The 25,503-nt window shown below is 43.6% G+C and carries 20 protein-coding genes; 17 read left to right on the top strand and 3 right to left on the bottom strand.

What is annotated here, in order from left to right; all coding sequences use genetic code 11:
- The first annotated feature begins 39 nt into the window (after positions 1–39).
- The 7 genes from scrK to HMPREF1195_RS05570 all read left to right on the top strand — a co-directional run bounded on the left by scrK (position 40) and on the right by HMPREF1195_RS05570 (position 7,567).
- Complete coding sequence (scrK, locus tag HMPREF1195_RS05600; RefSeq protein ID WP_023918997.1) at positions 40–939, top strand: fructokinase ScrK; 900 nt, start codon at positions 40–42, stop codon at positions 937–939.
- Positions 940–1,186: 247 nt separating this feature from the next.
- The gene (locus tag HMPREF1195_RS05595; protein ID WP_023918995.1) at positions 1,187–1,597 is read left to right on the top strand and encodes a peptide deformylase; all 411 of its coding nucleotides are present in this window, start codon (positions 1,187–1,189) and stop codon (positions 1,595–1,597) included.
- 135 nt (positions 1,598–1,732) lie between these two features.
- On the top strand, positions 1,733–2,179 hold the full coding sequence (locus HMPREF1195_RS05590) for a MarR family winged helix-turn-helix transcriptional regulator (RefSeq protein ID WP_023918993.1): 447 nt from the start codon (positions 1,733–1,735) through the stop codon (positions 2,177–2,179).
- The gene (locus tag HMPREF1195_RS05585; RefSeq protein WP_023918991.1) at positions 2,176–3,978 is read left to right on the top strand and encodes an ABC transporter ATP-binding protein; all 1,803 of its coding nucleotides are present in this window, start codon (positions 2,176–2,178) and stop codon (positions 3,976–3,978) included. The genes HMPREF1195_RS05590 and HMPREF1195_RS05585 overlap by 4 nt, the downstream gene beginning before the upstream one ends.
- A complete protein-coding gene (locus tag HMPREF1195_RS05580; RefSeq protein WP_023918989.1) occupies positions 3,971–5,731 on the top strand; it encodes an ABC transporter ATP-binding protein in 1,761 nt (586 codons plus the stop codon). The genes HMPREF1195_RS05585 and HMPREF1195_RS05580 overlap by 8 nt, the downstream gene beginning before the upstream one ends.
- Before the next feature lie 610 nt (positions 5,732–6,341).
- The gene (locus HMPREF1195_RS05575; RefSeq protein ID WP_023918987.1) at positions 6,342–6,857 is read left to right on the top strand and encodes a phosphatase PAP2 family protein; all 516 of its coding nucleotides are present in this window, start codon (positions 6,342–6,344) and stop codon (positions 6,855–6,857) included.
- Positions 6,858–6,940: 83 nt separating this feature from the next.
- A complete protein-coding gene (locus HMPREF1195_RS05570) occupies positions 6,941–7,567 on the top strand; it encodes a GNAT family N-acetyltransferase (protein ID WP_023918985.1) in 627 nt (208 codons plus the stop codon).
- 348 nt (positions 7,568–7,915) lie between these two features.
- Here the strand turns inward: HMPREF1195_RS05570 and queG are convergent, their stop codons facing one another.
- The gene (gene queG, locus HMPREF1195_RS05565; protein ID WP_037599392.1) at positions 7,916–9,055 is read right to left on the bottom strand and encodes a tRNA epoxyqueuosine(34) reductase QueG; all 1,140 of its coding nucleotides are present in this window, start codon (positions 9,053–9,055) and stop codon (positions 7,916–7,918) included.
- A 115-nt stretch (positions 9,056–9,170) separates the two neighbouring features.
- On the opposite strand from queG, the gene manA reads away from it, so the two are divergent.
- The 8 genes from manA (at position 9,171) to recG (ending at position 20,604) form a co-directional block, all read left to right on the top strand.
- Positions 9,171–10,115: a mannose-6-phosphate isomerase, class I gene (gene manA / locus HMPREF1195_RS05560; protein ID WP_003005297.1), complete on the top strand. Its 945-nt coding sequence runs from the start codon at positions 9,171–9,173 to the stop codon at positions 10,113–10,115.
- A 127-nt stretch (positions 10,116–10,242) separates the two neighbouring features.
- A complete protein-coding gene (locus HMPREF1195_RS05555; RefSeq protein WP_023918981.1) occupies positions 10,243–10,983 on the top strand; it encodes a MerR family transcriptional regulator in 741 nt (246 codons plus the stop codon).
- A 374-nt stretch (positions 10,984–11,357) separates the two neighbouring features.
- Complete coding sequence (locus HMPREF1195_RS05550; RefSeq protein WP_023918979.1) at positions 11,358–13,202, top strand: APC family permease; 1,845 nt, start codon at positions 11,358–11,360, stop codon at positions 13,200–13,202.
- Between the two features lie 174 nt (positions 13,203–13,376).
- On the top strand, positions 13,377–15,896 hold the full coding sequence (gene secA, locus HMPREF1195_RS05545; protein WP_023918977.1) for a preprotein translocase subunit SecA: 2,520 nt from the start codon (positions 13,377–13,379) through the stop codon (positions 15,894–15,896).
- Positions 15,897–15,948: 52 nt separating this feature from the next.
- Entirely contained in the window at positions 15,949–16,977 is a 1,029-nt protein-coding gene (locus HMPREF1195_RS05540; protein ID WP_023918975.1) for a 3-deoxy-7-phosphoheptulonate synthase, read from the top strand.
- 86 nt (positions 16,978–17,063) lie between these two features.
- On the top strand, positions 17,064–17,429 hold the full coding sequence (gene acpS, locus HMPREF1195_RS05535) for a holo-ACP synthase (RefSeq protein ID WP_003005615.1): 366 nt from the start codon (positions 17,064–17,066) through the stop codon (positions 17,427–17,429).
- Positions 17,416–18,528, top strand: a complete 1,113-nt coding sequence (gene alr, locus HMPREF1195_RS05530) for an alanine racemase (RefSeq protein ID WP_023918973.1) — start codon at positions 17,416–17,418, stop codon at positions 18,526–18,528. Before acpS ends, alr begins: the two co-directional genes overlap by 14 nt.
- Before the next feature lie 60 nt (positions 18,529–18,588).
- Positions 18,589–20,604, top strand: a complete 2,016-nt coding sequence (gene recG / locus HMPREF1195_RS05525; protein WP_023918971.1) for an ATP-dependent DNA helicase RecG — start codon at positions 18,589–18,591, stop codon at positions 20,602–20,604.
- A 401-nt stretch (positions 20,605–21,005) separates the two neighbouring features.
- Here recG and HMPREF1195_RS05520 read toward each other — a convergent pair whose 3' ends face one another.
- Positions 21,006–21,968 carry an asparaginase gene (locus tag HMPREF1195_RS05520; protein WP_003013345.1) on the bottom strand — a complete coding sequence of 321 codons (963 nt, stop codon included), beginning with the start codon at positions 21,966–21,968 and terminating at the stop codon, positions 21,006–21,008.
- Between the two features lie 62 nt (positions 21,969–22,030).
- Here HMPREF1195_RS05520 and HMPREF1195_RS05515 point away from each other — a divergent pair, with 62 nt between their 5' ends.
- Positions 22,031–23,431 carry a Cof-type HAD-IIB family hydrolase gene (locus HMPREF1195_RS05515; RefSeq protein WP_023918969.1) on the top strand — a complete coding sequence of 467 codons (1,401 nt, stop codon included), beginning with the start codon at positions 22,031–22,033 and terminating at the stop codon, positions 23,429–23,431.
- Between the two features lie 36 nt (positions 23,432–23,467).
- Here the strand turns inward: HMPREF1195_RS05515 and HMPREF1195_RS05510 are convergent, their stop codons facing one another.
- The gene (locus tag HMPREF1195_RS05510) at positions 23,468–23,920 is read right to left on the bottom strand and encodes a universal stress protein (protein WP_023918966.1); all 453 of its coding nucleotides are present in this window, start codon (positions 23,918–23,920) and stop codon (positions 23,468–23,470) included.
- 207 nt (positions 23,921–24,127) lie between these two features.
- Here HMPREF1195_RS05510 and HMPREF1195_RS05505 point away from each other — a divergent pair, with 207 nt between their 5' ends.
- Positions 24,128–25,342, top strand: coding sequence for a pyridoxal phosphate-dependent aminotransferase (locus HMPREF1195_RS05505; RefSeq protein WP_003008537.1), 1,215 nt, complete (start codon positions 24,128–24,130; stop codon positions 25,340–25,342).
- Positions 25,343–25,503 lie beyond the last annotated feature (161 nt).

Here is a 25,503-nt window from a genome sequence, read left to right as displayed (position 1 = left end):
TAAATACAGGATATTTTTCATAATAAAAAAGGAGCCAACATGACAAAATTATATGGAAGTTTGGAAGCTGGCGGTACAAAATTTGTTTGTGCAGTTGGTGATGAAAACTATAATGTTGTGGAAAAAGTACAATTTCCAACAACCAAGCCAATTGAGACGATTGATAAGTGTATTGAATTTTTCTCAAAATTTGAGGATTTAGTTGGGCTTGCGATTGGTTCATTTGGACCAATTGATATCGATCCAAATTCAAACACTTATGGTTTCATCACAACGACTCCAAAACCAAATTGGGCCAATGTAGATATCGTTGGGGCTTTCCGTCGTGCCTTGAATGTACCTATCTATTTCACGACAGATGTAAATAGCTCTGCCTATGGAGAAGTGGTCGCTCGCAATAATGCGGGTGGCCATATCGAAAACTTGGTTTACTATACAATCGGAACAGGAATCGGAGCTGGTGTCATCCAACGTGGCGAGTTTATCGGGGGAGCTGGACACCCAGAAATGGGGCACTACTATGTGGCTCAACACCCAATGGATGTGGAAAAAGAATTCAAGGGTGTTTGTCCTTTCCACAATGGCTGTTTGGAAGGTCTTGCGGCTGGTCCTAGTCTGGAAGCTCGTACAGGTATTCGTGGGGAAAACATTGAACTCAACAGCAATGTATGGGATATTCAAGCCTACTACATCGCACAAGCAGCAGTGAATGCGACAGTTACCTTCCGCCCAGACGTCGTTGTCTTTGGAGGAGGAGTAATGGCTCAACAACATATGTTAGATCGTGTTCGCACGAAATTTACTGCTCTCTTGAACGGTTACCTCCCTGTACCTGATGTGAGAGATTATATTGTGACACCTGCAGTTGCTGGCAATGGTTCAGCGACCTTGGGGAACTTTGTCCTTGCAAAAGAAGTGAGCGAGAAGCTTAAAAAATAAGAAGCAATTGTCTCTTAAAGGTTAGAAACAAGAGCGAGGAGGCTGGGACAAAAGTCCTAGCCTCTCAATTATTTTTGGATTGTCGAGCAAGACGCAGTGGTTGAGTGGGCTCTACTACGCTGATTTCATCAGCTTATACAGCCCTACTCAACTGTGCGGAGGTGGGACGACGAAATCGAATTCTAACGAATTATCGATTTCTGTCCCACTCACTTCTTTCGTCTATCTATCAAGAAGTGAGGAAGGAATGAAAAAGAATATTGTAAAAGATGTCTTATTCTTGGGTCAAAAGTCAGAAGAAGCGACACCTGAGGATCGCACCTTGGCTTTGGATTTGCAGGACACCTTAAATGCTCATCTCCTTGAGTGTGTCGGTTTAGCGGCTAATATGATCGGGGTGAAAAAGCGGGCGATTATTATCCGAATGGGAAGTGAAAATTTGGTCCTGTTTAATCCTGTTCTCCTTGAAAAGAAAAAGCCCTATCAAACAGAAGAAGGATGCTTGTCCTTGGTGGGGAGTCGACCGACCACTCGTTATGAGGAGATTTCAGTGGCCTATCGAGATGTGAATTGGAAAGCAAAAACAATTCATTTGTCAGGCTTTCCGGCTCAGATCTGTCAGCATGAAATGGATCATCTAGAAGGCATTATTATCTAAAGATGAAGGATGGAGTCGATTCGGCTCCATTTTTTTAGTTCTTATGGAAACTTTTTCTTGACAGGGATCTTTTTTGTGTTAAAATAGTTCTCATAGTAACTTTAAAGTTCTTAAGAGAACTATTTGGAGGAAATGATGGACAAACCTTTACTAGAATTTAAAAAGATCGGTCATCTCATTCACCTCATGGTAGAAAGAGAGGCCAAGAAGCAGGGGCTTGAATTTAGCGCAGGACCCCAAGGTCAGGTATTGAGCTTCTTATCTCATCGTGAAAAGGAGGGAAAAGTGACCTTGATTCGGGATGTTGAGCAGGAACTTCATATCGCAAAATCAGTGACGAGTAACCTGATCAAGCGGATGGAGAAAAATGGCTTTATTTATTTAGAGCCTAGTCCGACCGATAAACGGGCCAAGTATGTCTACCTAACAGACAGTGTGAAAAACAAGTTGAATGACATGAAACAATTCTTTGAGGAAGTGGACCAGAAGATGATGGCTGGCGTATCAGAAGAAGAATTGGCCATCTTTTTCAAGGTCATGCATCAATTTTATGAGAATATGAAAAAAAGGAGCGAGGAATGATCAATATGTTTCGGCGGTTAACCGCCAAAGAATGGGGCATGATTGCCCTTAGTACGGTCTTTATCTGTCTGGCTGTTTGGATGGATTTAAAGACTCCTGAATACTTATCTGATATCACGACCCTCTTAGCTAAGGAGGGGACCAAGGTTTCTGATATTATGGATCCGGGAAGCAAGATGTTGCTCTTCTCTTTTGGAAGTTTTTTGATGGCAGTTTTTGTGGGCTTTTTGGCTTCAAGAGTCGCTGCCAGCTTTACGACGCGACTTCGAGGAGAGATTTTCCATCAAGTGATGGATTACTCTGATGCCGAGATCAAGAAATTCTCCGTTCCCTCTCTTTTGACTCGGACGACCAACGATTTGACTCAATTGCAAATCATGATTGTCATGGGGATGCAAGTTGTGACGCGTGGTCCCATTATGGCGATTTGGGCTTTGACCAAGATTTGGGGGAAGAGCAGTGCCTGGACAACGTCTGTTGGGATTGCGGTCTTGATGGTCTTGATTCTTCTCTCTGTTCTGGTTCTTATTGCCTTTCCTCGCCAGCAAAAGGTTCAAGGTTTGACCGATGCCTTGAATGCGACGACACGGGAGAGTTTGACTGGGGTGCGGGTCGTTCGCGCCTACAATGCGGAAGCTTATCAAAACGAGAAATTCCAGGCTGAAAACAAGGGCTTAACCCGTCTAAATCTCTTTGTTTATCGTTTGATGTCTTTGATGAACCCGGTCATGACAGTGGTATCAAGTGGGTTGACCCTGGCTATCTACTGGATTGGGGCGCACTTGATCAATGATATCGCCATGCCAAAAGATCCTACAAAGATCCTCACCAGTCCTGCATTAGCAGATCGGACCAAGGTCTTCTCCGATATGATCACCTTCTCCTCTTATGCCATGCAGGTCGTGATTGGCTTTATGATGATGGTGGCCATCTTGATTATTCTTCCTCGTGCCTTGGTATCTGCCAAACGAATCAACCAGGTCTTAGCTTTAGAGCCGTCTGTAGCCTTCCCAAGTGAGTCAAAAGAAACAACAGGCCAAGAGGGTACCGTTGAATTTCAAGATGTTTCCTTCCGATATGGACGGACTTCCCGTGCTGTGATTGAACATGTGACCTTCTCAGCTCAGAAAGGACAAACCGTTGCCTTCATCGGATCAACCGGTTCTGGGAAATCCACTTTGGTCAACTTGATTCCGCGCTTTTACGATGCAACAGAAGGAAAGATCTTAGTGGATGGCATCAATGTCAAGAATTATAGCCACCAAGAACTGAATAATAAAGTCGGCTACATTCCCCAAAAAGCAGTGCTCTTTAGCGGCACTATTCGCTCCAATATGGAATTTGGAGAAAGTAGTCAAGGAAAATTAGAGGATGAAGCCATCTGGAAAGCTCTTGAATTGGCCCAAGCCAAAGAGTTTGTGGCCGCAAAAGAAAAAGGTTTGGATACAGAAGTAGCGCAAGGAGGAAGCAACTTCTCTGGAGGACAACGTCAACGTTTGGCCATTGCGCGTGCCCTTGCACGTAAGCCCGAGATCCTCATCTTTGATGATTCCTTCTCAGCTCTAGATTATAAAACAGATCGGATCCTGCGCCAAGCCCTGAAAGAAGAGCTGGCAGATACGACCAAATTGATCGTTGCCCAACGGATTTCGACCATTATGGATGCGGATTTGATTTTGGTCTTGGATCAAGGGAAGGTCGTCGGTCAAGGCACCCACAAAGAATTGCTTGCGACCAATGAAGTTTATCAAGAAATTGCCTATTCACAATTGTCTAAGGAGGAGTTGGAACATGCATAAAACAAAACAAGAATCGTCCCTTTGGAGCCAACTTTCTCCTTATTTGAAGGGCTTCCACCTATTTTTCGGAATTGCTATCCTCTTTTCGATCGTATCGAGTATTATCACGGTTATTGGACCGGATAAATTAAAAGAAATCACGGATACTATCACAAAAGGGATGGGAGGAGTCATTGATATTGACAAGATCACTTCGATTGCCCTGACCTTAGCCATCCTTTATGGAGTTGGAGCACTAGTGTCCTACAGCAGTAGCTTCATTATCTCAACCATGATTCAGCGCTTCGCAGAACGCTTGCGCAATGCCATCGCTGAAAAGATCAATCGTGTACCCCTCCAATATTTTGATAGTCACGAACAAGGAGATACCTTGTCTCGTGTGACCAATGACGTGGATTTGATGACCCAATCCTTTAACCAAAGCTTGGTTCAAATGGTCTCCTCTATCGTCTTATTGATCGGCTCCATCTTCATGATGTTTAAGACGGACTGGCACTTAGCTGTCACAGCGATTGTATCCGTCTTTGCTGGCTTTGCTCTTTCTAGCATCATTATGGTCAAGAGTCAGCCTTTGTTTAAACAGCAACAAGATAATCTTGCCAAAGTTTCAGGCTATGTTGAAGAAATCTATAGTGGCCACAATGTTGTTATTTCCTATAATGGCCGCCATCAAGCCAAAGATCATTTTGATGCCATCAACCAAGATTTGTACCATAGCATGTGGAAATCCCAATTCTTCTCTGGGATCATGATGCCTTTGATGCAGTTTGTAGGGAATTTCGGCTATGTCATGGTCTGTATCGTTGGGGCTGTCCTCACCATTAATGGAGACATTACCATCGGGACCATTGTGGCCTTTATGACCTATGTCCGCATCTTTACCCAACCAATTGGTCAAATGGCCCAAGGAATTACCCAATTGCAATCAGCCAGTGCTGCTATGGGGCGTGTCTTTGAATTCTTAGACGAAGAAGAAATGGAAGAGGAATCCCAAAAAACACGTCAATTGGAAACACCAAAAGGTCATGTCACCTTTGAGCATGTTCGCTTTGGCTATTCACCAGACAAGACTATTATCCATGACTTTACAGCTGAAGCGAAGCCTGGACAAAAAGTGGCCATTGTTGGTCCGACAGGTGCAGGTAAGACGACCATGGTCAATCTCTTGATGCGTTTTTACGACATTCAAGCTGGTAAAATTACCATCGATGGTGTGGATACTAAGGCCATGAGCCGAGAAGAAGTTCATGATGCCTTTTCGATGGTCTTACAAGATACCTGGCTCTTTGAAGGGACTATCCGGGAAAACTTAGTCTTTAATCAAACCAATATTTCAGATGAAGCGGTCGAAGCGGCAACCCGAGCGGTTGGGGTCCATCACTTTATTCGGACTTTGCCGAATGGCTATGATACTGTATTAGATGATTCAGTGACCTTGTCCGTTGGTCAAAAGCAACTTTTGACCATTGCGCGTGCCCTCTTGAAGGATGCCCCGCTCCTCATCTTGGATGAAGCAACCTCATCTGTCGATACCCGTACAGAAGAGTTGATTCAAAAAGCCATGGACAAACTCATGGAAGGCCGAACTTCCTTTGTCATTGCCCATCGCTTGTCCACTATCCGTAATGCAGATCTGATTCTCGTGATGAAAGATGGAAATATTATCGAGCAAGGAAACCACCAAGAACTTATGAGCCAAAATGGATTCTATGCCGATCTCTACAATAGTCAATTCACAGAAGAAGTGGCATAAAAATAAGATACAAAGCCCGTAAAATGCAAAGTGAAAATAGGAAATTCTTGCAGTGAGCCATGCTCACAAGAGAATTTATCTTTTTCACCCAGCATTTAGGGCGTGTTCAATTCGTGTAACGGCAAGCACAATGGTGCCTTGCCGACACGACTCACTAACTCCTCAGGTGGATAATATCGATCCACCTTCGTCCTTTCGCAATTCCAATAAGATACAAAGGGCGTAACATACAAAGTGAAAAAATGAGAGTGGGACAGAAATCGGTAATTCGTTAGAATTCGATTTCGTCGTCCCACCTCCGCACAGTTGAGTAGGGCTGTAAAAGCTGATGAAATCAGCGTAGTAGAGCCCACTCAACCACTGCGTCTTGCTCGACAATCCAAAAACAATTAAGAGGCTAGGACTTTTGTCCTAGCCTCATTTTTTTATCGATATTAGTAATGGAAAAGAGGTTTCTTAGAGACAGAAAAATGATAAATCATCAGATTTTAGTGCTAAATCATGTGAAAAAGAAGAAAGAAAGGATAAAAAAGAAGCCTGGCTTGACAGGCTTTCTTAGGATCGCGTATACTAGTAGTACAAAAACGAGATGATAGACAGGAGTGCCAACATGAAGCCCAATCTTCAAGATTATCCGAAATTTTATCGTTGGCTAACCCTGCCTTTTACGAGAAAGCCACATCGTGTGCAGGTCCTTCAAAGGACGAATCGAATCTTGACGTTCGCCATGCCAGGCATCTACGGCCTGGTCTTTTGTTGGCTGTTTTTTAAGAAAACTTCAATGGGAGGAATCTGGCCTTTTATCTGGATCCCTGCTTCGGGTTTTGTCTTGTTTAGCCTTTTTCGTCATTGGGTCAATGTTCCAAGACCTTATGAAAAATGGGAAATTCAACCCTTATTAGAAAAAAATTCATCCGGTCATTCCTTTCCTAGCCGACATGTTTTTTCGGCGACCATTATCTCCATGTGTGTCTGCCAGTTGTCGCTTCCGCTAGGAATGTGCTCCATGCTCCTATCTCTTCTATTAGCCCTTGTCCGAGTTCTTGGAGGAGTTCATTATCCCAAGGATGTCCTCGTCGCTTGGGGGTTGGGACTCATTTGGGGAGGACTCTTTTTGCTGGTCTGAATGAACAAATTGCTGAAAATTGACCTTTGTCTAAGAGCGAGGGATAGTGTATACTGGAAAGTGGACTTAGAATAGGAGAGAAGATGAAGTACAGAAAAGCAGAAAAAGCAGATCTGGATCAGGTGGTTCGAGTAGCCAGTACAGCCTTTGAGGACTATCTATTTTTAAAAGTTATCAAGGATTTGGTGCGAGATCCCAAGCAATACCCAGCCTTTGTTGAGGCAATGATGCGCATCCTGGTAAAGGTTTTTCTTAAGCACCATATTTGCCTTGTGGCAGAAAAAAACGATGAAATTTATGCGGTAGCCTTGTTGCAAAAGGGACCGATTCCTTTTCGGGCCTATCTCTTAAATGGGGGATTCGGTTTGCTCAAGTTTATTTCCTTGAAGAATATGTTGTCCTACTTTAAATTTATGGAGGACACGGATAAGGAATTGGAGGAAAATGTAGATTTTGATTGGTATTTGATGCTTCTCGCAGTCGCCCCTAAACACCAACGGCAGGGCTATGGCAGTCGCTTTATGACAGAAGGAATTGAGCCTTTCTTGGAAGAAATCAAAGGGGAAAAACTAGCCTTCTATACCAATACCAAAGGAAATGTCTATTTTTACACAAAAAATGGCTACAAGGAAGTCTATTCAAGTGAGATTAGCTTTAACCAAGTAGAGATGGGTAGTTGGTATTTCTTGAAAGAACTAAAAAAACACTAAGGATACAACCTTAGTGTCAGATTGATGACAAAGTCATTTTAGAAACTTTCCTTAGGTGAGTACGGACGTCAGCGAACTTCTACGAAGTTCCATGACTTAGTTTTGAGCCCCTTCGCTTTTCAATTTTTGGACTCTGGCTAAAACAGTTCCCCGAACTGTTTTACTCTCAAAACTCCCGAGCTCTTGAAACTTAATAGTTTCAAGAGCTTTTCTCACGTCGGAAAGTTTCAGTTGATGATTGAATAATTCTAACGAATAAATTTTTTTATTTTGACAGAAGTTAATAGATTGGTATAAAATAACAATTTGTATACGCCATCACACTAAGGTTACAACCTTAGTGTTTTTTCATTGTAGCTGTGAATCTGCTTGAATGCCGAATTTTTCAAAGAAAGCAGTTCGTTCTTCTATGATAGCATCGGTCGGATGTTTGATATTCAGTAAAAGATCGACAAGGTCTGGTGTGACTTCACGGAGCAGTTGCCCTAAGGACCAGATAGCCGTTGCAATATGGATCTGATTTTGCGAGGTCTCGATGATGTTCAGGAGTTTAGGGATGGCTGAGCGGTCATTGGCATTGGCTAGTGCGATAATGGCATTGCGTTGGAGGATATTCTTGCCTCGCCAACTTCCAGCAACATGCCCGAATTTTTCTTTAAATTGTCCGTTGGACAGTTCGATAAAGGGAATCAACTCTGGATGAGCCAGATCAGGATCGATTTCTGTTGCCAAGGGATTATCTAGCCCTTTGTTATAAGGGCAGCTTATCTGACAGATGTCACATCCATAGATGACCGTTTTAATTTTCTTACGAAATTCTAGGTCCATCATGCCCTTGTCCTGAGTTTGGAAGGACAGACAGCGTCTGGCATTCATAGAGCCATCCCCGATTAAACAGGAGGTTGGGCAAGCATCCAAACAACGTCGACAGTCTCCACAACCATAGTCGACTGGCTGATCTGGTTCGATTTCGAGGTTGGTAATCAATTCCCCCAGAAACATGTAAGAACCGTATTCTTTTGAAATGACCAAGCCATTTTTTCCGATAAAGCCAATACCAGCTCGTTGGGCGACAGCCGTATCTACCAGTGCTCCAGTATCGACCATGCCCTTGTATTCAAAATCCTGCGTCATTTCTTCAATCCCAGCAGCTAAGCGGTTGAGCTTGTCTTGAAGGACATAATGGTAGTCTAATCCCCAGCTGTTGGGGGTGAATTTTCCTCTTTTATAGGCTGTTTTTTGAGGTTGTTGCTTGAGTTTGTGGGGGTAGGCGACAGCGATTGAGATGATGGTCTTGGCGGAGGAGAGACTTAATTTGGGGTGGATGCGCTCTTCAATATTCTTATGCTCGAATCCAGAATTCCGTCCTTCCTCAACGGTCAAGCGGAGCGATTTTTCCAAATAAGCGAAGTCATCAGCAGTTGTAAATCCAATTTTTGATATCCCAATAGAATGCGCCAGTTGGATAATGTTTTCTTTTAGTGTCATCCCTTTCATTATACACAAAAATAAAGTTTCTGGCGAGAGAGGAAAACAATAGAAAGGGCTTTCAAAAGTTTTCTTTTTTTTGTATAATAGAAACATGAAATGCGAGGAGGATATTATGGGACAACCATTATTTTTACATTCAGTCATGCAGGAAAAAATTTGGGGAGGAACTCGTCTGAAAGAAGAATTTGGTTACGAAATCCCGAGCGACCATGTCGGTGAATTTTGGGCGATTTCAGCCCATCCACATGGAGTTTCTAAAGTAGCCAATGGTCCATACGAAGGAATGGGATTGGATCAGCTCTATCAAGAGCACCGGGAATTATTCGGCAATCGTAAAGAGCCTGTCTTTCCTTTATTAACAAAGATTTTGGATGCCAACGATTGGCTTAGTGTACAGGTGCACCCAGATGATACCTATGCAATGGAGCATGAAGGAGAACTTGGAAAAACTGAGTGTTGGTATGTGATTGCGGCCGATGAAGGGTCCGAGATTATCTATGGACACAATGCCAAGTCAAAAGAAGAACTCCGTCAGCAAATTGAGGACAAGAACTGGGATGCCTTGCTGACAAAAGTTCCTGTTAAGGCTGGAGATTTCTTCTATGTGCCAAGCGGGACCATGCACGCTATTGGTTCTGGAATCTTGATTCTTGAAACCCAACAGTCGAGTGATACCACTTACCGGGTTTATGATTTTGACCGTAAGGATGCTCAAGGAAACTTGCGGGAACTTCACTTGGAAAAATCAATTGATGTCTTGAACATTGGAGAGCCTGCCAATAGCCATCCAGATACAGTTGTCATCGATGATCTTCGAATGACCACCTTGGTTGCCAGTGATTTCTTCACCGTTTATAAGTGGGAACTGACTGGAAAAGCTGATTTTGAAAAGACCGCTGATTACAGCTTGTTGAGCGTCTTAGCCGGAGAAGGGAAATTGACGGTAGATGGAAAGGATTATCCTATTCAAAAAGGAAGTCACTTTATCTTACCGAGCGATGTTGAATCTTGGACTTTGGAAGGGCAAGGTTTAGAATTGATCGTGAGTCATCCATAAAAAAGAAAGGGTTTGAGTTAAAAGTTGTGAAACAACTCAAGCCTTTTTTATCTGAAAACTATTTTTATGTTAAGTCTTGACTCTGACCTAAGGGGAGGGATTATACTATCCTTGTAAGGAGGAAATCATGTATCATATCAAAGAAGCTGCAGAGCTGTCAGGTGTCTCTGTCAAGACCTTGCACCACTATGACAAGATAGGACTTCTCGTCCCTGTCAAATCTGAAAATGGCTATCGGACATACAGTCAAGAAGATTTAGAACGATTACAGGTGATTCTCTACTACAAGTATCTAGGATTTTCCTTAGACCAAATAGCAGAACTCTTAGCCGAAGAAAAATCTAACTTATTACCCCATTTAACCAAACAGTTGGACTATTTGACTCAAGAAAGACAACGTCTGGATACCTTGATTTCTACCTTGCAAAAAACCATTCAAGAACAAAAAGGAGAAAGAAAAATGACCATTGAGGAAAAATTTACTGGATTTAGCTACCAAGATACTCAAAAATACCAGCAAGAGGCGGTAGAGAAGTACGGTCAAGAAGTCATGGACCAAGCGCTTGAACGTCAAAAAGGTCGAGAAGAGGAGGCGACAAGAGCCTTTAATCAAGTCTTCCAAGTCTTGGCGAAAAACCTCCAAGCTGGTTTGCCGGTAACAGCGTCGGAAAACCAAGAAGAAGCCGCCAAACTTTTAGACGCGATTCGAACGTATGGATTTGACTGCTCTATAGAGGTTTTTGGCCATATCGGCAAAGGCTATGTCTATAACCCAGAATTCAAGGAAAACATCGACAAGTTTGGAGTTGGCACAGCCCAGTACACTTCGGATGTCATTGCCTTTTATGTCGAAAATCAAGCAAAATAAAAAAGTGAGAGTGGGACAGAAATCTGTCATTCGTTAGAATTCGATTTCGTCGTCCCACCTCCGCACAGTTGAGTAGGGCTGTAAAAGCTGATGAAATCAGCGCAGTAGAGCCCACTCAACCACTGCGTCTTGCTCGACAATCCAAAAATAATTGAGAGGCTAGGATTTTTGTCCCAGCCTCGTTTTTTGCTTGGATCAATTTGAAAAGAAGCAGGCCGATCTAAAAGAGCTTGAATGGATGAACATAATGAAAACTTTATGAAAATTTCACTATTTCGGTTGACAGTCTTGAAAAAAAGGAGTAGAATAACCCCTGTTTTATGAAAAGAGGCAGGGAATCCCCGGCCTCATGATCTTTTTTCAAGGAGTTTTTTATGTTTTCAACATTGAAAAAATGGTTTATTGGCCGTCCGTTGAAATCTGGTGCAGAAGGTGAAGGTGGATTGCTAGGGAAAATGCAGGCCTTGGCCATGCTTTCTAGTGACGCACTTTCTTCTATTGCCTATGGTCCAGAGCAAGTTATCCTGGTCTTGATGACCGTTTCAGCGGGAGCCATTTGGTGGTCTATTCCGATTGGGATTGTGGTCCTGGTTCTCCTAGCCAGTTTAACGATTTCTTATCGCCAGGTCATTCATGCCTACCCTCAAGGGGGAGGGGCCTACATGGTGACTACGGAGAACTTGTCTCCCAAAGCGGGGTTGATCGCTGGTGGGAGCCTCTTGGTCGACTACATGCTGACGGTAGCAGTATCTGTGTCTTCTGGTGCAGATGCCATCACGTCAGCGATTCCATCTCTTCATCCGTATAATCTTCACATTTCCATTTTGTTGGTCTTGATTTTGATGCTGATGAACCTTCGGGGGCTACGTGAATCAGCGACATCATTGATGATTCCGGTATACCTTTTCATTGTCAGTACCATTGCCTTGATCGGCTATGGTGTGATCCAAATCTTGACGGGTCACTTGGCCTATAACGCAACTGCTCATGTGGGTCAAACCATTTCAGGGGTTAGTATTATTCTCTTATTGCGGGCCTTTACGAGTGGATCCGCTTCCCTAACAGGGGTTGAAGCCATCTCCAATTCGGTTCCTTTCTTTAAGAAACCAAAAGCAAAGAATGCAGCTTCTACCTTGACCATTATGGCTTTGATTTTGGGGATCATGTTTGCAGGGATTACCTTCCTCAATTACTGGGTGGGTGTCGTACCAGCAAAAGGGGTAACAACTCTAGCTCAAATGGCCCAAGCGATCTTGGGAAATTCTCCGGTCGGACAAGCCTTCTTCTACGTTTTCCAATTATCAACAGCCTTGATCCTGGCAGTTGCGGCGAATACTGGGTTCTCAGCCTTTCCAATGTTGGCCTTTAACATGGCTAAAAACAAATACATGCCACACATGTATATGGAAAAAGGGGATCGTCTGGGCTATTCCAATGGGATTTTGACCTTGGCGGTTGGTGCCATCGTCTTGCTCTTGATCTTTGATGGGCAAACAGAAAGCTTGATTCCGCTTTATACCATTGGGGTCTTCATTCCTTTTGCCCTTTCTCAAACAGGGATGGTTATCCACTGGAAACGCCAATATCAAAAAGGATTTCTCAAGTATTCGCTTGCCAATATCCTCGGGGCAGCTATCTGTTATGGTATTGTCTTGATCCTCTTGCTGTTCCGTCTGCGTGAAATCTGGCCCTTCTTCCCTATTATTAGTCTTTTGCTTTGGATGTTCTTGAGTATCCGCAATCACTATGATAAAGTTGCGGCTCAATTGCGCTTGGGAGGTAAGATCGAAAAGACAAGTTATGCGGGCAATACCGTGATCGTCCTTGTTGGAAATGTCACTCAGGTAAGTGTGGGAGCGATGAGTTATGCCAATAGCCTCGGAAATGACGTCATAGCCATGCATGTCTCAACAGAAGAAACCAAGGTTAAAGATGCAGAGGTGGCAGAAGAATTTAAGCACTATTTCCCTCATATTCGCTTTGAAAATGTCATGACGAGCTACCGGGATATTATTCAACCAACAGTTGAATTTGTCTCTAAAGTAGCTGAGGAAGCTAAAGAAAAAGGGAATACTGTCACAGTCTTAGTCCCTCAATTCATCCCTAAAAAACATTGGCAAAATATTCTCCATAACCAAATGAGTTTGAAATTGAAGTACGCACTTCGTTGGCATGAAGAAGTGGTTGTGGCAAGCTATTCTTACCATTTGTCTGAATAACTATCGCATATAGAAAAGATGTCTGCTTGAGCAGGCATCTTTTTGGATTTTCTCACACGAAAAACCCCACTCGAAAGTCTTGTAAGATACATCCTTGATCTTGAAAAAATGTTTAAAAAATGCTAGAATAAAAAGAACATTTTAGATTTTGAAAAAATCAAAGTAAGGAAAAAAATGGCAAATTTAGTAAAAACAATTATTGAAAATGATCGAGGCGAAATCAAACGCCTTGAAAAAATGGCTGATAAGGTCTTTTCTTATGAAGACCAAATGGCAGCTTTGACGGATGACGAATTAAAAGTGAAAACAGTTGAGTTTAAGCAACGCTACCAAGATGGTGAGTCTTTGGATGATCTCTTGTACGAGGCTTTTGCAGTTGTTCGTGAAGCTGCAAAACGGGTTCTTGGTTTGTTCCCATACAAGGTTCAGGTCATGGGGGGGATCGTCCTTCACCATGGTGACGTTCCAGAGATGCGTACAGGGGAAGGAAAAACCCTGACAGCAACCATGCCTGTATACTTGAATGCCTTGTCTGGTAAAGGGGTACACGTTGTTACCGTCAATGAATACCTGACAGAGCGGGATGCAACAGAGATGGGAGAACTTTACTCATGGCTTGGCCTTTCAGTAGGGATCAACCTGGCAGCAAAATCTCCAGCTGAGAAAAAAGAAGCTTACCTCTGTGATATCACTTACTCAACCAACTCAGAGATCGGGTTTGACTACCTGCGTGACAACATGGTTGTTCGTGCAGAAAACATGGTTCAACGTCCATTGAACTACGCCTTGGTCGATGAGGTAGACTCGATCTTGATTGACGAAGCTCGTACTCCGTTGATCGTTTCTGGTCAGACAGCTTCTGATACGAGCCAGCTCTATCACATGGCGGATGCTTATGTGAAGACCTTGACAGAGGACGATTACATTATCGATGTCCCATCTAAAACCATCGGTTTGTCCGATTCAGGGATTGATAAGGCAGAAAGTTACTTCAATCTTGAAAACTTGTACGATATTGAAAACGTAGCCTTGACCCACTTTATTGACAACGCCCTTCGTGCCAACTACATCATGATTTTGGATATTGACTATGTGGTCAGTGAGGATCAAGAAATCTTGATCGTCGACCAATTTACTGGTCGGACAATGGAAGGTCGTCGTTATTCTGATGGGCTTCACCAAGCGATCGAAGCCAAAGAAGGTGTTCCAGTTCAAGAAGAAACCAAAACATCTGCATCGATTACTTACCAAAACCTCTTCCGTATGTACAAGAAGTTGTCAGGGATGACAGGGACAGGGAAAACTGAAGAAGAAGAATTCCGTGAAATTTATAACATTCGCGTGATTCCAATTCCAACCAACCGTCCGATTGCCCGTATTGACCATCCAGACCTTCTCTACCCAAGCTTGAAATCAAAATTCAAGGCAGTTGTGGAAGATGTCAAGTCTCGTCATGAAAAAGGTCAACCAGTCCTAGTAGGTACCGTTGCCGTTGAAACCAGTGATTACCTTTCTCAATTGTTGGTTCAAGCAGGTGTCCCTCACGAAGTTTTAAATGCGAAAAACCACTACAAAGAAGCGCAAATTATCATGAACGCTGGTCAACGTGGTGCTGTTACCATTGCGACCAACATGGCCGGACGTGGTACCGATATCAAGCTTGGTGAAGGTGTTCGCGAACTCGGTGGACTGTGTGTCATCGGGACAGAACGTCACGAAAGCCGTCGGATCGATAACCAGCTTCGTGGACGTTCAGGACGTCAAGGGGATCCAGGTGAATCTCAATTCTACTTGTCTCTTGAAGATGAATTGATGCGTCGTTTCGGTTCTGAACGGATCAAAGCAGTGCTTGATCGCTTCAAGTTGAGCGAAGAAGAATCTGTCATCCGTTCAAACATGTTCACACGTCAGGTAGAGGGTGCTCAAAAACGGGTTGAAGGAAACAACTACGATACCCGTAAACAAGTCCTTCAATACGATGACGTGATGCGGGAACAACGGGAAATTATCTACGCTGAACGCTATGATGTCATCACAGCTAACCGTGATTTGGCGCCTGAAATCAAGGCCATGATCAAACGGACCATCAAACGGATTGTTGAAGGAGCCAGCCACTCAAGTAAGGAAGAACGCGTTGAAGCGATTCTGAACTTTGCCAAATACAATTTGGTTCCGGAAGATACGATTTCTGCAAGCGATATTGAAGGAAAATCTGACAAGGAAGTTATCGATTACTTGTATGCACGTGCAGAAGAAATCTATGCTAGCCAAGTAGCGAAATTGCGTGACGAAGAGTCTGTGCAAGAATTCCAAAAAGTCTTGATCCTTCGTGTAGTGGACAGCAAGTGGACGGACCATATCGATGCTTTGGATCAATTGCGAAATGCGGTTGGACTCCGTGGGTATGCGCAAAATAACCCAGTGGTAGAATACCAATCAGAAAGTTTCCGTATGTTTAACGATATGATTGGATCGATTGAATTTGATGTGACTCGTCTCATGATGAAAGCCCAAATTCACGAACAAGAACGTCCACGTACGGAACACAGTATTTCAACAACTGCGACTCGCAACATTGCAGCGCAACAACAAGATATTCCAGCAGATATTGACTTGTCACAAGTGAAACGCAACGATTTGTGTCCTTGTGGTTCAGGTAAGAAATTCAAAAACTGTCACGGACGTAAATTTTAAGAGCTCCTCTGAAATAGAAAGAGGATGGGTCTAGCTAGCATAAGGAGGCCGTATGGTATTCATTACGAAGAGCAATAAGATTGATGAGCAAGAGATCACTTCGCTTTACCGCTTGGAAGGTCTAGCCTTGGAGCGCAAAGAAGCGCGTGATCGAGAATTGGAAGCTATTATCAAAGGAGAAGACCAACGGATCCTTCTTGTGATCGGGCCTTGCTCTTCTGATAATGAAGAAGCTGTGATGGAGTATGCCCGTCGTTTGGCAGACTTGCAAGAGAAAGTCAAAGATCAGATTTTCATTGTGATGCGGGTCTATACGGCTAAGCCTCGGACTAACGGGGATGGCTATAAAGGCTTGATGCACCAACCAGATACACATGCAGCACCAAGCTTTGTGGACGGTTTGAAAGCGGTCCGACATCTCCACTACCGTGTGATTACAGAAACTGGTTTGACAACTGCGGATGAGTTGCTTTATCCAGCAAGTCTTCCTTATGTTGAAGATTTGATTTCTTATCATGCCATTGGAGCGCGATCAGTTGAAGACCAGGAGCACCGCTTTGTATCTAGTGGGATCTCTGCTCCGACCGGCATGAAGAATCCAACTTCTGGAAATCTTTCTGTCATGTTCAATGCGATTTATGCAGCCCAACATCCCCAAAACTTTTTGTTCAATGCCCAAGCAGTGGAAACATCAGGAAATCCTTTAGCTCATGCGATCCTTCGTGGGGGCTTGGATGCAAGTGGTAAGAATATTCCAAACTACCATTATGAAGATTTGCTAGCGGCAGCAAAACGCTATAGCGAAATGGGCTTGCAACATCCTTTCATCCTGGTGGATACCAACCATGACAATTCTGGTAAACAATTCGAAGAGCAAGTACGCATCGTGAGAGAAACCATGATGAACCGTGCTTGGAACAAGGATTTGGCAACTTTAGTTCGTGGTTTCATGATTGAATCCTATCTAGAAGATGGCCGTCAAAATGAACCAGTGGTTTATGGTCAATCCATCACAGACCCTTGCCTGGGTTGGGAAAAAACACAGGCCTTGGTCAAAGAAATTGCAACGATGAATAAGTAAAAGGCAGGGGCGGAAGGAGTGATTCTTTAGCCCCTTCTCTTTTGTCAGTAAAACGATACTGAAACGATAAATAAGGATAAAACAAGATGATCAAAGGACATGGCATCGATATCGAATCGATCGCTGCGATTGAAAAAGCCTATCAGAAGAATACCCGATTCGCTGAAAAAGTCTTAACTGAGGCTGAGCGAGAGCGCTTTGAGGAATTGTCTGGAAAACGGAAAATGGAATATTTAACGGGCCGATGGTCCGCCAAAGAAGCCTTTTCAAAGGCAATGGGAACAGGGATTGGACCAGTTGGTTTTCAAGATTTAGAAATTTTAAATGATGCCCACGGAGCTCCCTATTTTTCCAAGTCTCCTTTTTCTGGGAAGGTATGGATTTCGATCAGTCATAAGGGAGACCTAGTGTCGACCAGTGTCATTTTGGAGGAAGAAAATGAAAGCAAGTAAACATAGACCAACTGTTGCTAGAGTCGATTTGGATGCCATTGCCTTTAATGTGCAACAAGTCAGTGACCATATTCCGAGTCAAGCCTTGAAATATGCAGTCGTCAAGGCCAATGCCTATGGTCATGGGGTCGTTGCAGTAACCAAAAAATTGGCGCCTCAGGTTGATGGCTTTTGTGTATCCAATATGGATGAAGCCCTTGAAATTCGTGAAGAAGGTTTGCAACACCCTATTTTGATTTTAGGAGTTGTGCCAAGTGAAACAGTGAATCTAGCCAAAGAGCATGACATCCGCTTAACAGTGGCGAGTCTTGCTTGGTTGGATCAATTGCTTGGACAAGAAGCAGATCTTTCAGGATTGAAGGTCCATATCAAGGTGGATTCAGGAATGGGGCGGATTGGATTCCGAAGAATCGAAGATATCAAAGAGGCTGAACGCCTCCTCTTAGCAGCTGGAGCTGAAATTGAAGGGATCTTTACTCATTTTGCAACAGCAGATGAGGCAGATGATCGAAAATTTCAAGCGCAATACCAGTTTTTCAAAGAAGTATTGGCTGCTCTTGAAACCCTTCCTACCATTGTCCATGCGAGTAATTCAGCCACTTCTTTGTGGCATGCGGATACGATTTTCACGGCTGTGCGCTTGGGAGATGTCATGTATGGTTTGAATCCCAGTGGTTCTGTGTTAGCCTTGCCTTATGAAATCAAGCCAGCCTTGAGTTTGGTGAGTGAGTTAGTTCATGTGAAACAGTTAGAAGCTGGTCAAGATATTGGCTACGGAGCAACCTATACGACAGAAGAACCCCAATGGATCGGGACGATTCCTATTGGCTATGCGGATGGTTGGATCCGAGAGATGCAAAACTTTCATGTGCTGATTAAGGGGGACTATTGTCCCATTGTTGGTCGCGTTTCGATGGACCAGATAACGGTTCGCCTTCCTGAAGAATTGCCTCTGGGGACCAAGGTTACCCTGATTGGACGAGAGGGCGAAAAAGAAATCACGGCAACAGAGGTTGCAGATTACCGTGGTACCATTAATTATGAAGTGGTCTGTCTCTTGAGTGATCGGATTCCTCGTGACTATACAGATGAAGAATAAGAAGAAGCAGGTGGGATTTTCCCGGATGGACCTGCTTTTTTATGAAAGAAAGGAGGAGAAATGAATCTACACCAACCCTTATCCGTACTGCCTGGAGTTGGTCCAAAATCGGCGGAAAAATTTAAAAAGTTAGGGATTGAAACCTTAGAAGATCTGCTCTTGTATTTTCCCTTTCGCTATGAAGACTTCAAAACGCGCAATGTTTTAGAGTTGGAAGATGGTGAAAAAGCAGTCATCTCTGGGGTGGTAGCAACACCAGCCAATGTCCAATATTATGGCTACAAACGAAATCGCTTGCGTTTTTCGATCAAACAGGGAGACCAAGTGATTGCGGTTAATTTTTTCAACCAACCCTATCTAGCAGACAAAATTGAGGTTCAGCAGACAGTGGCGATTTTTGGGAAATGGGACAAGGCCAAGGGGAGTTTGACAGGGATGAAACTCCTGGCTCAAGTGGAAGATGATTTGCAGCCGGTCTATCGAGTGACGCAAGGAGTCAGCCAAAACAGCCTGGTGAAATTGATCAAAATAGCGTTTGACCAGGGTTTGGACCAGCTTTTAGAAGAGAATGTCCCCCAGATCTTACGAGATCGTTATCAACTTATGTCTCGTTCCCAAGCAGTGCGAGCTATGCATTTTCCTAAGGATCTGGCAGAGTACAAGCAAGCTCTTCGCCGGGTAAAATTTGAAGAGCTCCTCTTTTTCCAGCTGCAACTCCAAGTGCTAAAAGAAGAAAACCACGATGCCAGCCAAGGGATTTCCTTGGCCTGGGATCCAGAAAAATTAGGAGAACGAAAAAAACAGCTTCCTTTTGAGCTAACACAAGCTCAAGAAAACAGCCTGAATGAAATCTTGACAGATATGGCCTCGCCTTATCATATGAACCGCCTCTTACAAGGGGATGTGGGAAGCGGGAAGACAGTCGTGGCTGGACTTGCCATGTATGCAGCCTTAAGCGCTGGGAAGCAAGCTGCCTTGATGGTTCCAACGGAGATTTTGGCAGAGCAGCACAAGGAAAGCTTGCAAAATCTTTTTCCGGACTTGCCAATTGCCCTTCTAACAGGAGGATTAAAGGCGGCTGAGAAACGAGAAGTCTTAGAAGAGATCGCCTCAGGAACAGCTCAACTGATTGTGGGGACACATGCCTTGATTCAAGAGGGAGTTCACTACCAAGATCTAGGTTTGGTCATTATTGATGAGCAGCACCGTTTTGGGGTTTCCCAGCGCCGTATTCTTCGAGAAAAAGGACAAAATCCAGACGTCCTGATGATGACGGCTACCCCTATTCCCCGGACCTTGGCTATTACAGCCTTTGGAGATATGGATGTGTCCATTATTGATCAGATGCCTGCGGGACGAAAGGAAATCATCACACGTTGGGTCAAGCATGAGCAGTTAGAAGTGGTCCTCGACTGGTTAGTCAAAGAACTTGGCAAAGGTTCTCAAGCTTATTTTATTTCTCCACTGATTGAGGAGTCAGAGGCGCTAGATTTGAAAAATGCCCTTGCCCTCCAAGAAGAGCTAGAGGCCTTCTTTGGGCAGCGAGCACGCGTTTCTCTTCTTCATGGGAAGATGAAAAGTGAAGAAAAAGATGCCATCATGCAGGCCTTTAAAGAGCACCAAGTCGATGTTTTGGTGTCTACGACCGTTATTGAAGTAGGAGTCAACGTACCCAATGCGACCGTTATGGTCATTATGGATGCAGATCGGTTTGGTCTTAGCCAACTTCACCAGCTTCGAGGCCGGGTTGGTCGGGGAAGCAAGCAATCCTATGCTATTCTAGTAGCCAATCCTAAGACAGATAGTGGCAAACAGCGCATGAAAATCATGACAGAGACGACCAATGGCTTTGTGCTAGCGGAAGAAGATTTGAAAATGCGGGGTTCAGGTGAAATCTTTGGAACCCGTCAATCTGGGATTCCAGAATTTCAAGTGGCGGATTTGGTAGAAGATTATCCCATTCTGGAAGAAGCAAGGAAAGTTGCCAGCCAGATCGTAGCCACGCCAGATTGGCGCGAACACCCCGATTGGCATTTGCTCTCGCTTTACTTAGAAAAGAAAGAACATTTAGACTAAAATATAAAAAGGGAGTAGAGTGGAAATTCTTTGGATTCCACTCTACTCCCTTTAAGATTGCATTTTACAGGCTTTGTATCTTGTTGAACTGCGACAGGACGAAGGTGGATCGATACCATCCGCCTGAGGAGTTAGTGAGTCGTGTCGGCAAGTCACCATAGTGCTTGCCGTTACACGAATTGAACACGCCCTAAATGCTGTGTGAAAAAGATAAATTCTCTTGTGAGCTTCGCTCCCGGCGACAATTTCCTATTTTCACTTGGCATTTTACGGGCTTTGTATCTTATTAATTGAACACGGGCTGCGGATTGTGTCAAAAAGATGAATCCTCCTAGAATCTTTTGGATTCTTCGTCGTATTCCCTATTTTGACTGTATCCGCTACGCCCTTTGTATCTTATTTTACCCTTCGATATAGTCTTTGAGTTCTTGTCCTTTTAGGCCGGCATTGAGGGCGATGAGGAGTTTGATGCGCGCTTTGGGTGCATTTAATTCTTTGATGAAAAAGACACCTGCTTGATGGAGTTGGACGCCTCCTCCTTCATATGCGTAGACGGGTTCAGCGATTCCATTGAAGCAACGGGATACTAAAGCGATTGGAAGACCTGCATCCATGAATTCTTGGAGTTTATGTGCTGTTTCTTTAGGGATGTTTCCTGCTCCAAAGGCTTCGATAATGAGACCATCAAGCTTTGAAAGATCCAGCATGTCCAGCAGATCGGTTTTCATCCCTGCATAGGTAGCAATGATCGGAACGAAACCATCGATTGTATCGAGATCAAAGCGCACCCTTGGCTCGGCTGTTTTAAAGAAGAGGATTTCCTTTTTCATGACCAACCCCAGTGGGCCGTGGGTTGGTGTCTGAAAGGTGCTGACATTGGTGGTGTGGGTTTTGGTGACGTACTTAGCCGCATGAATTTCATCGTTCATGACGACTAAGACCCCTTTATCACGTGCTTTTGGATCTGCAGCTACTCGAAGGGCTGTCAGAAAATTGTAGACGCCATCGCTTCCGAGCTCGTTGGAGCTTCGCATAGCTCCTGTAATGACCACAGCGATCTCTGGTAACTCCATGGTATCCAAGAAATAGGCCGTTTCTTCCAGCGTATCTGTCCCGTGGGTAATAACGATGCCGTCGTAGTTGTGAGCTTCCTCTTTGATTTTTTGATATAGAGCTAACATGTGACGGGGTGTCATTTGAGGGCTGGGAAGGTTGAAGAAGTCCTCCGAGGTGACTGCAATCCCTTCAATTGGTGAAGTAACTTGGGTCATGGGATTGACTTCATTGGTAATCACTGCCCCAGAGTCATCTGCCGCCATCGAAATGGTCCCTCCGGTATGTAGTGCTAAAATTTTCTTAAACATGTGAAGCTCCTTGGAATATATGATATAATTTATTTTATCATAAAAAGAAAGAAACAGTAGACATGGAAATAAAAGCAGTCTTTTTTGATATCGATGGAACCTTGGTGAATGATAGTCGAGCAGTCCTCAAATCAACAGAAAAAGCTATTCAGTCTTTAAAGGAAGAAGGGATCTATGTAGGCCTTGCGACAGGGCGGGGACCGGCCTTTGTCAAACCGTTTATGGAACGCTATGGTTTTGATTTTGCAGTGACCTATAATGGTCAGTATATTTTGACCAAGGACCGCGTGCTGTTTACTAGCCCAATCGATAAAAAGAGTCTGCACCAACTAATTGACTATGCTCAAGAACACCGCAAGGAAATTGCTCTCGGTACCAAGGATGGGGTATTTGGTTCTCGGATTATGAGTTTTGGGATGAGTCCTATTTCAACCTGGTCCAGTCGCTTTGTGCCCCGCAAAATGGCCCGTACAGTCAGTCGTGGATTTAACAAAGTGGTTAGCAAGGTCGTCCCACAAGATCAGGACACCCTCTATGCACTAGCGCAAGAACCAATCTACCAAGTGTTGATCTTATCGAGTCCAGAAGAGACTGCAAAAATTGAAAAAGAGTTTCCACATCTGAAATTCACACGTTCTAGTCCTTTTGCAGCAGATGTCCTCAACCCAGGGATTTCCAAGTTAGAAGGGATCCGCATCGTTGGTCAGGAATTTGGTTTTGACATCGATGAAGTGATGGCTTTTGGAGATTCTGATAATGACTTAGAGATGCTTTCGGGAGTTGGTTTGTCCATTGCGATGGGAAATGGGACGACAAGTGTCAAGGCGATTGCCAAGCATACCACGACTAGTAATGGCAAGGATGGCATTCAAAAAGCCCTGCAACACTTTGGTATTCTCTCAGAGAAAGAACTCTTTCTTTCTAAGGATGATCACTTCAATAAGGTCAAAACCTTCCATGGCGTGATGGATGGGGAAACCCAGGAGAAACCAGTGGTCTGGCAACCTCAAGATGCCCTTTACCGGACCATGTTCAAGCAAGAGGAATTGGTGGAATTTGTTCGAGCAGCTAGCTCAAGTGAGGAAGAATTCGATCGCTCGGTAGCGGCCCTTCACGAAGCTTTGGATAAGGCTGCAGATAAGGTGCGTAGCAAGCATTCGGCTGAGATTTCCATGGTGGGACAGGTCGATGCCTTGATCGATACCCTCTATCTGACTTATGGTAGCTTTGTTCTAATGGGAGTGGATCCTGAAGAGGTCTTTGAGATTGTTCATCGGGCAAATATGGGTAAGATTTTCCCAGATGGAAGAGCGCACTTTGATCCAGTGACTCACAAGATTTTGAAGCCAGATGATTGGGAAGAAAAATACGCCCCAGAACCAGCTATCCAAAAAGAACTCGATCGCCAGCTCAAGGCCTACGAAAAACACGCGAAACAAAAAGAAGCAAAAAAAGACAACTAAAAAAGTTTGGAACAAAGGTTCCAAACTTTTTCTTTCTTACATGGTTTTATCCTTATCGCGCACCACTAGTAAGTCTACTTTGGCGTGGCGAAGGATGTATTCTGAGGAGGATCCGACCATTAAGCGTTCGAATGCATTGAGTCCGGTAGCTCCGACCATAATAAGGTCAACCCCTTCTTTGCTTGGGATATCATTGGCCAAGAGGACCTTTGGATTTCCCATTTCTACAACAGTCGCAATATTTTGAACCCCGACTTTTTCAGCACGTTCCTTGTAGCCTTTGAGCAATTCATTGGCTTCTTCTTGCAATTCTTCGTAGACTTCAGCATCAAAGGTTGAGACACTTTGAAGGGCACGGGTATCGATGACGTGAACAATAGTCAATTTAGAGCCGTTGCGAAGAGAAACATTAACCCCTTTTTCAAAGGCTAATTCCGCTTCATGAGAACCGTCGACGGCGACCATGATGTTTTCGTATTTTTGAGACATAACCCTACCTCCTTATAGCTTGAAAACATGGATAGAACAGAAGTTTTTCTATTCTTTATACACTTATATTTTATTCCTTTTAAGCTAGAATGTAAAGGTAAAGTCTCACTTTTCTGGTATATTTTTACAGAATTTTTAAAGTCCTCAATTTGTACTCTATTTGAACTAGTGGTATAATAGAGATAATTTCGTGAATCGAGGCAGAATATGAAGGAATATAATAAATCAAGCAAACTCGAACATGTCGCTTACGATATTCGTGGTCCAGTCTTGGAAGAAGCCATGCGCATGCGAGCAAATGGAGAAAAAATTCTTCGTTTGAATACAGGGAATCCTGCTGAATTTGGCTTTACAGCTCCAGATGAAGTTATCCATGATTTGATCATGAATGCGCGTGATAGTGAAGGCTATTCGGATTCAAAAGGGATCTTTTCAGCCCGCAAGGCCATCATGCAGTACTGCCAGTTGAAAAAAATTCCAAATGTGGATATTGATGATATTTACCTTGGAAATGGAGTGAGTGAGCTGATCGTCATGTCCATGCAAGGACTGCTCGACAATGGCGATGAAGTCTTGGTTCCTATGCCGGACTATCCTCTTTGGACAGCAGCTGTCAGCCTAGCTGGTGGGAATGCGGTTCACTATCTTTGTGATGAAGAAGCAAACTGGTATCCAGATATCGAGGATATCAAGTCGAAAATTACCTCAAATACCAAAGCCATCGTTGTCATCAACCCGAATAACCCAACGGGTGCCCTCTATCCAGATGAGATCTTGCTTGAGATTGTAGAGATTGCTCGCCAAAATAACTTGATCATCTTTGCGGATGAAATCTACGATCGCTTGGTCATGGATGGCGAAAAACACACGGCTATTGCAAGCTTAGCGCCAGATCTTTTCTGTGTGAGTATGAATGGCTTGTCAAAATCTCACCGGATTGCAGGTTTCCGTGTTGGTTGGATGGTTCTGTCTGGTCCGAAGCATCATGTGAAGGGCTATATCGAAGGCTTGAACATGTTGTCCAATATGCGTCTTTGCTCAAATGTTTTATCTCAACATGTTGTGCAAACCTCTCTTGGAGGTTACCAATCTGTGGATGAACTCTTGCTTCCAGGTGGTCGAATCTACGAACAACGGAACTTTATTTACAAAGCCATCAATGAGATTCCGGGCCTCTCAGCTGTTAAGCCAAAGGCTGGATTGTATATCTTCCCTAAGATTGATCGGGATATGTACCGAGTGGATGACGATGAACAATTTGTTTTAGAATTCTTGAAGCAAGAAAAGATTCTTTTGGTTCATGGCCGTGGTTTTAACTGGAAGGACCCAGATCACTTCCGGATCGTTTACCTCCCACGTGTGGATGAATTGGCTCAAATTCAAGAAAAAATGACTCGTTTCTTGAAACAATACAAACGCTAATTAGTTAAAGGATTGAAGATGAAGGTCTTCAATCTTTTTTGTTTCATTCTATAAAATCCATGTTATCTCATCGCCATTTTTCTGAATTGTGCATAATTGTAGAAAAAATAAATAATTTTCAGATAATTTGATTGAAATTCCCACACTTATATGATATACTT

Source organism: Streptococcus parasanguinis CC87K, from assembly GCF_000507765.1.
Taxonomy (GTDB): Bacteria; Bacillota; Bacilli; order Lactobacillales; family Streptococcaceae; genus Streptococcus; species Streptococcus parasanguinis_J.
Note: the sequence above shows the minus strand (reverse complement) of the source record. Positions and strands in the feature narration are given on the sequence as shown.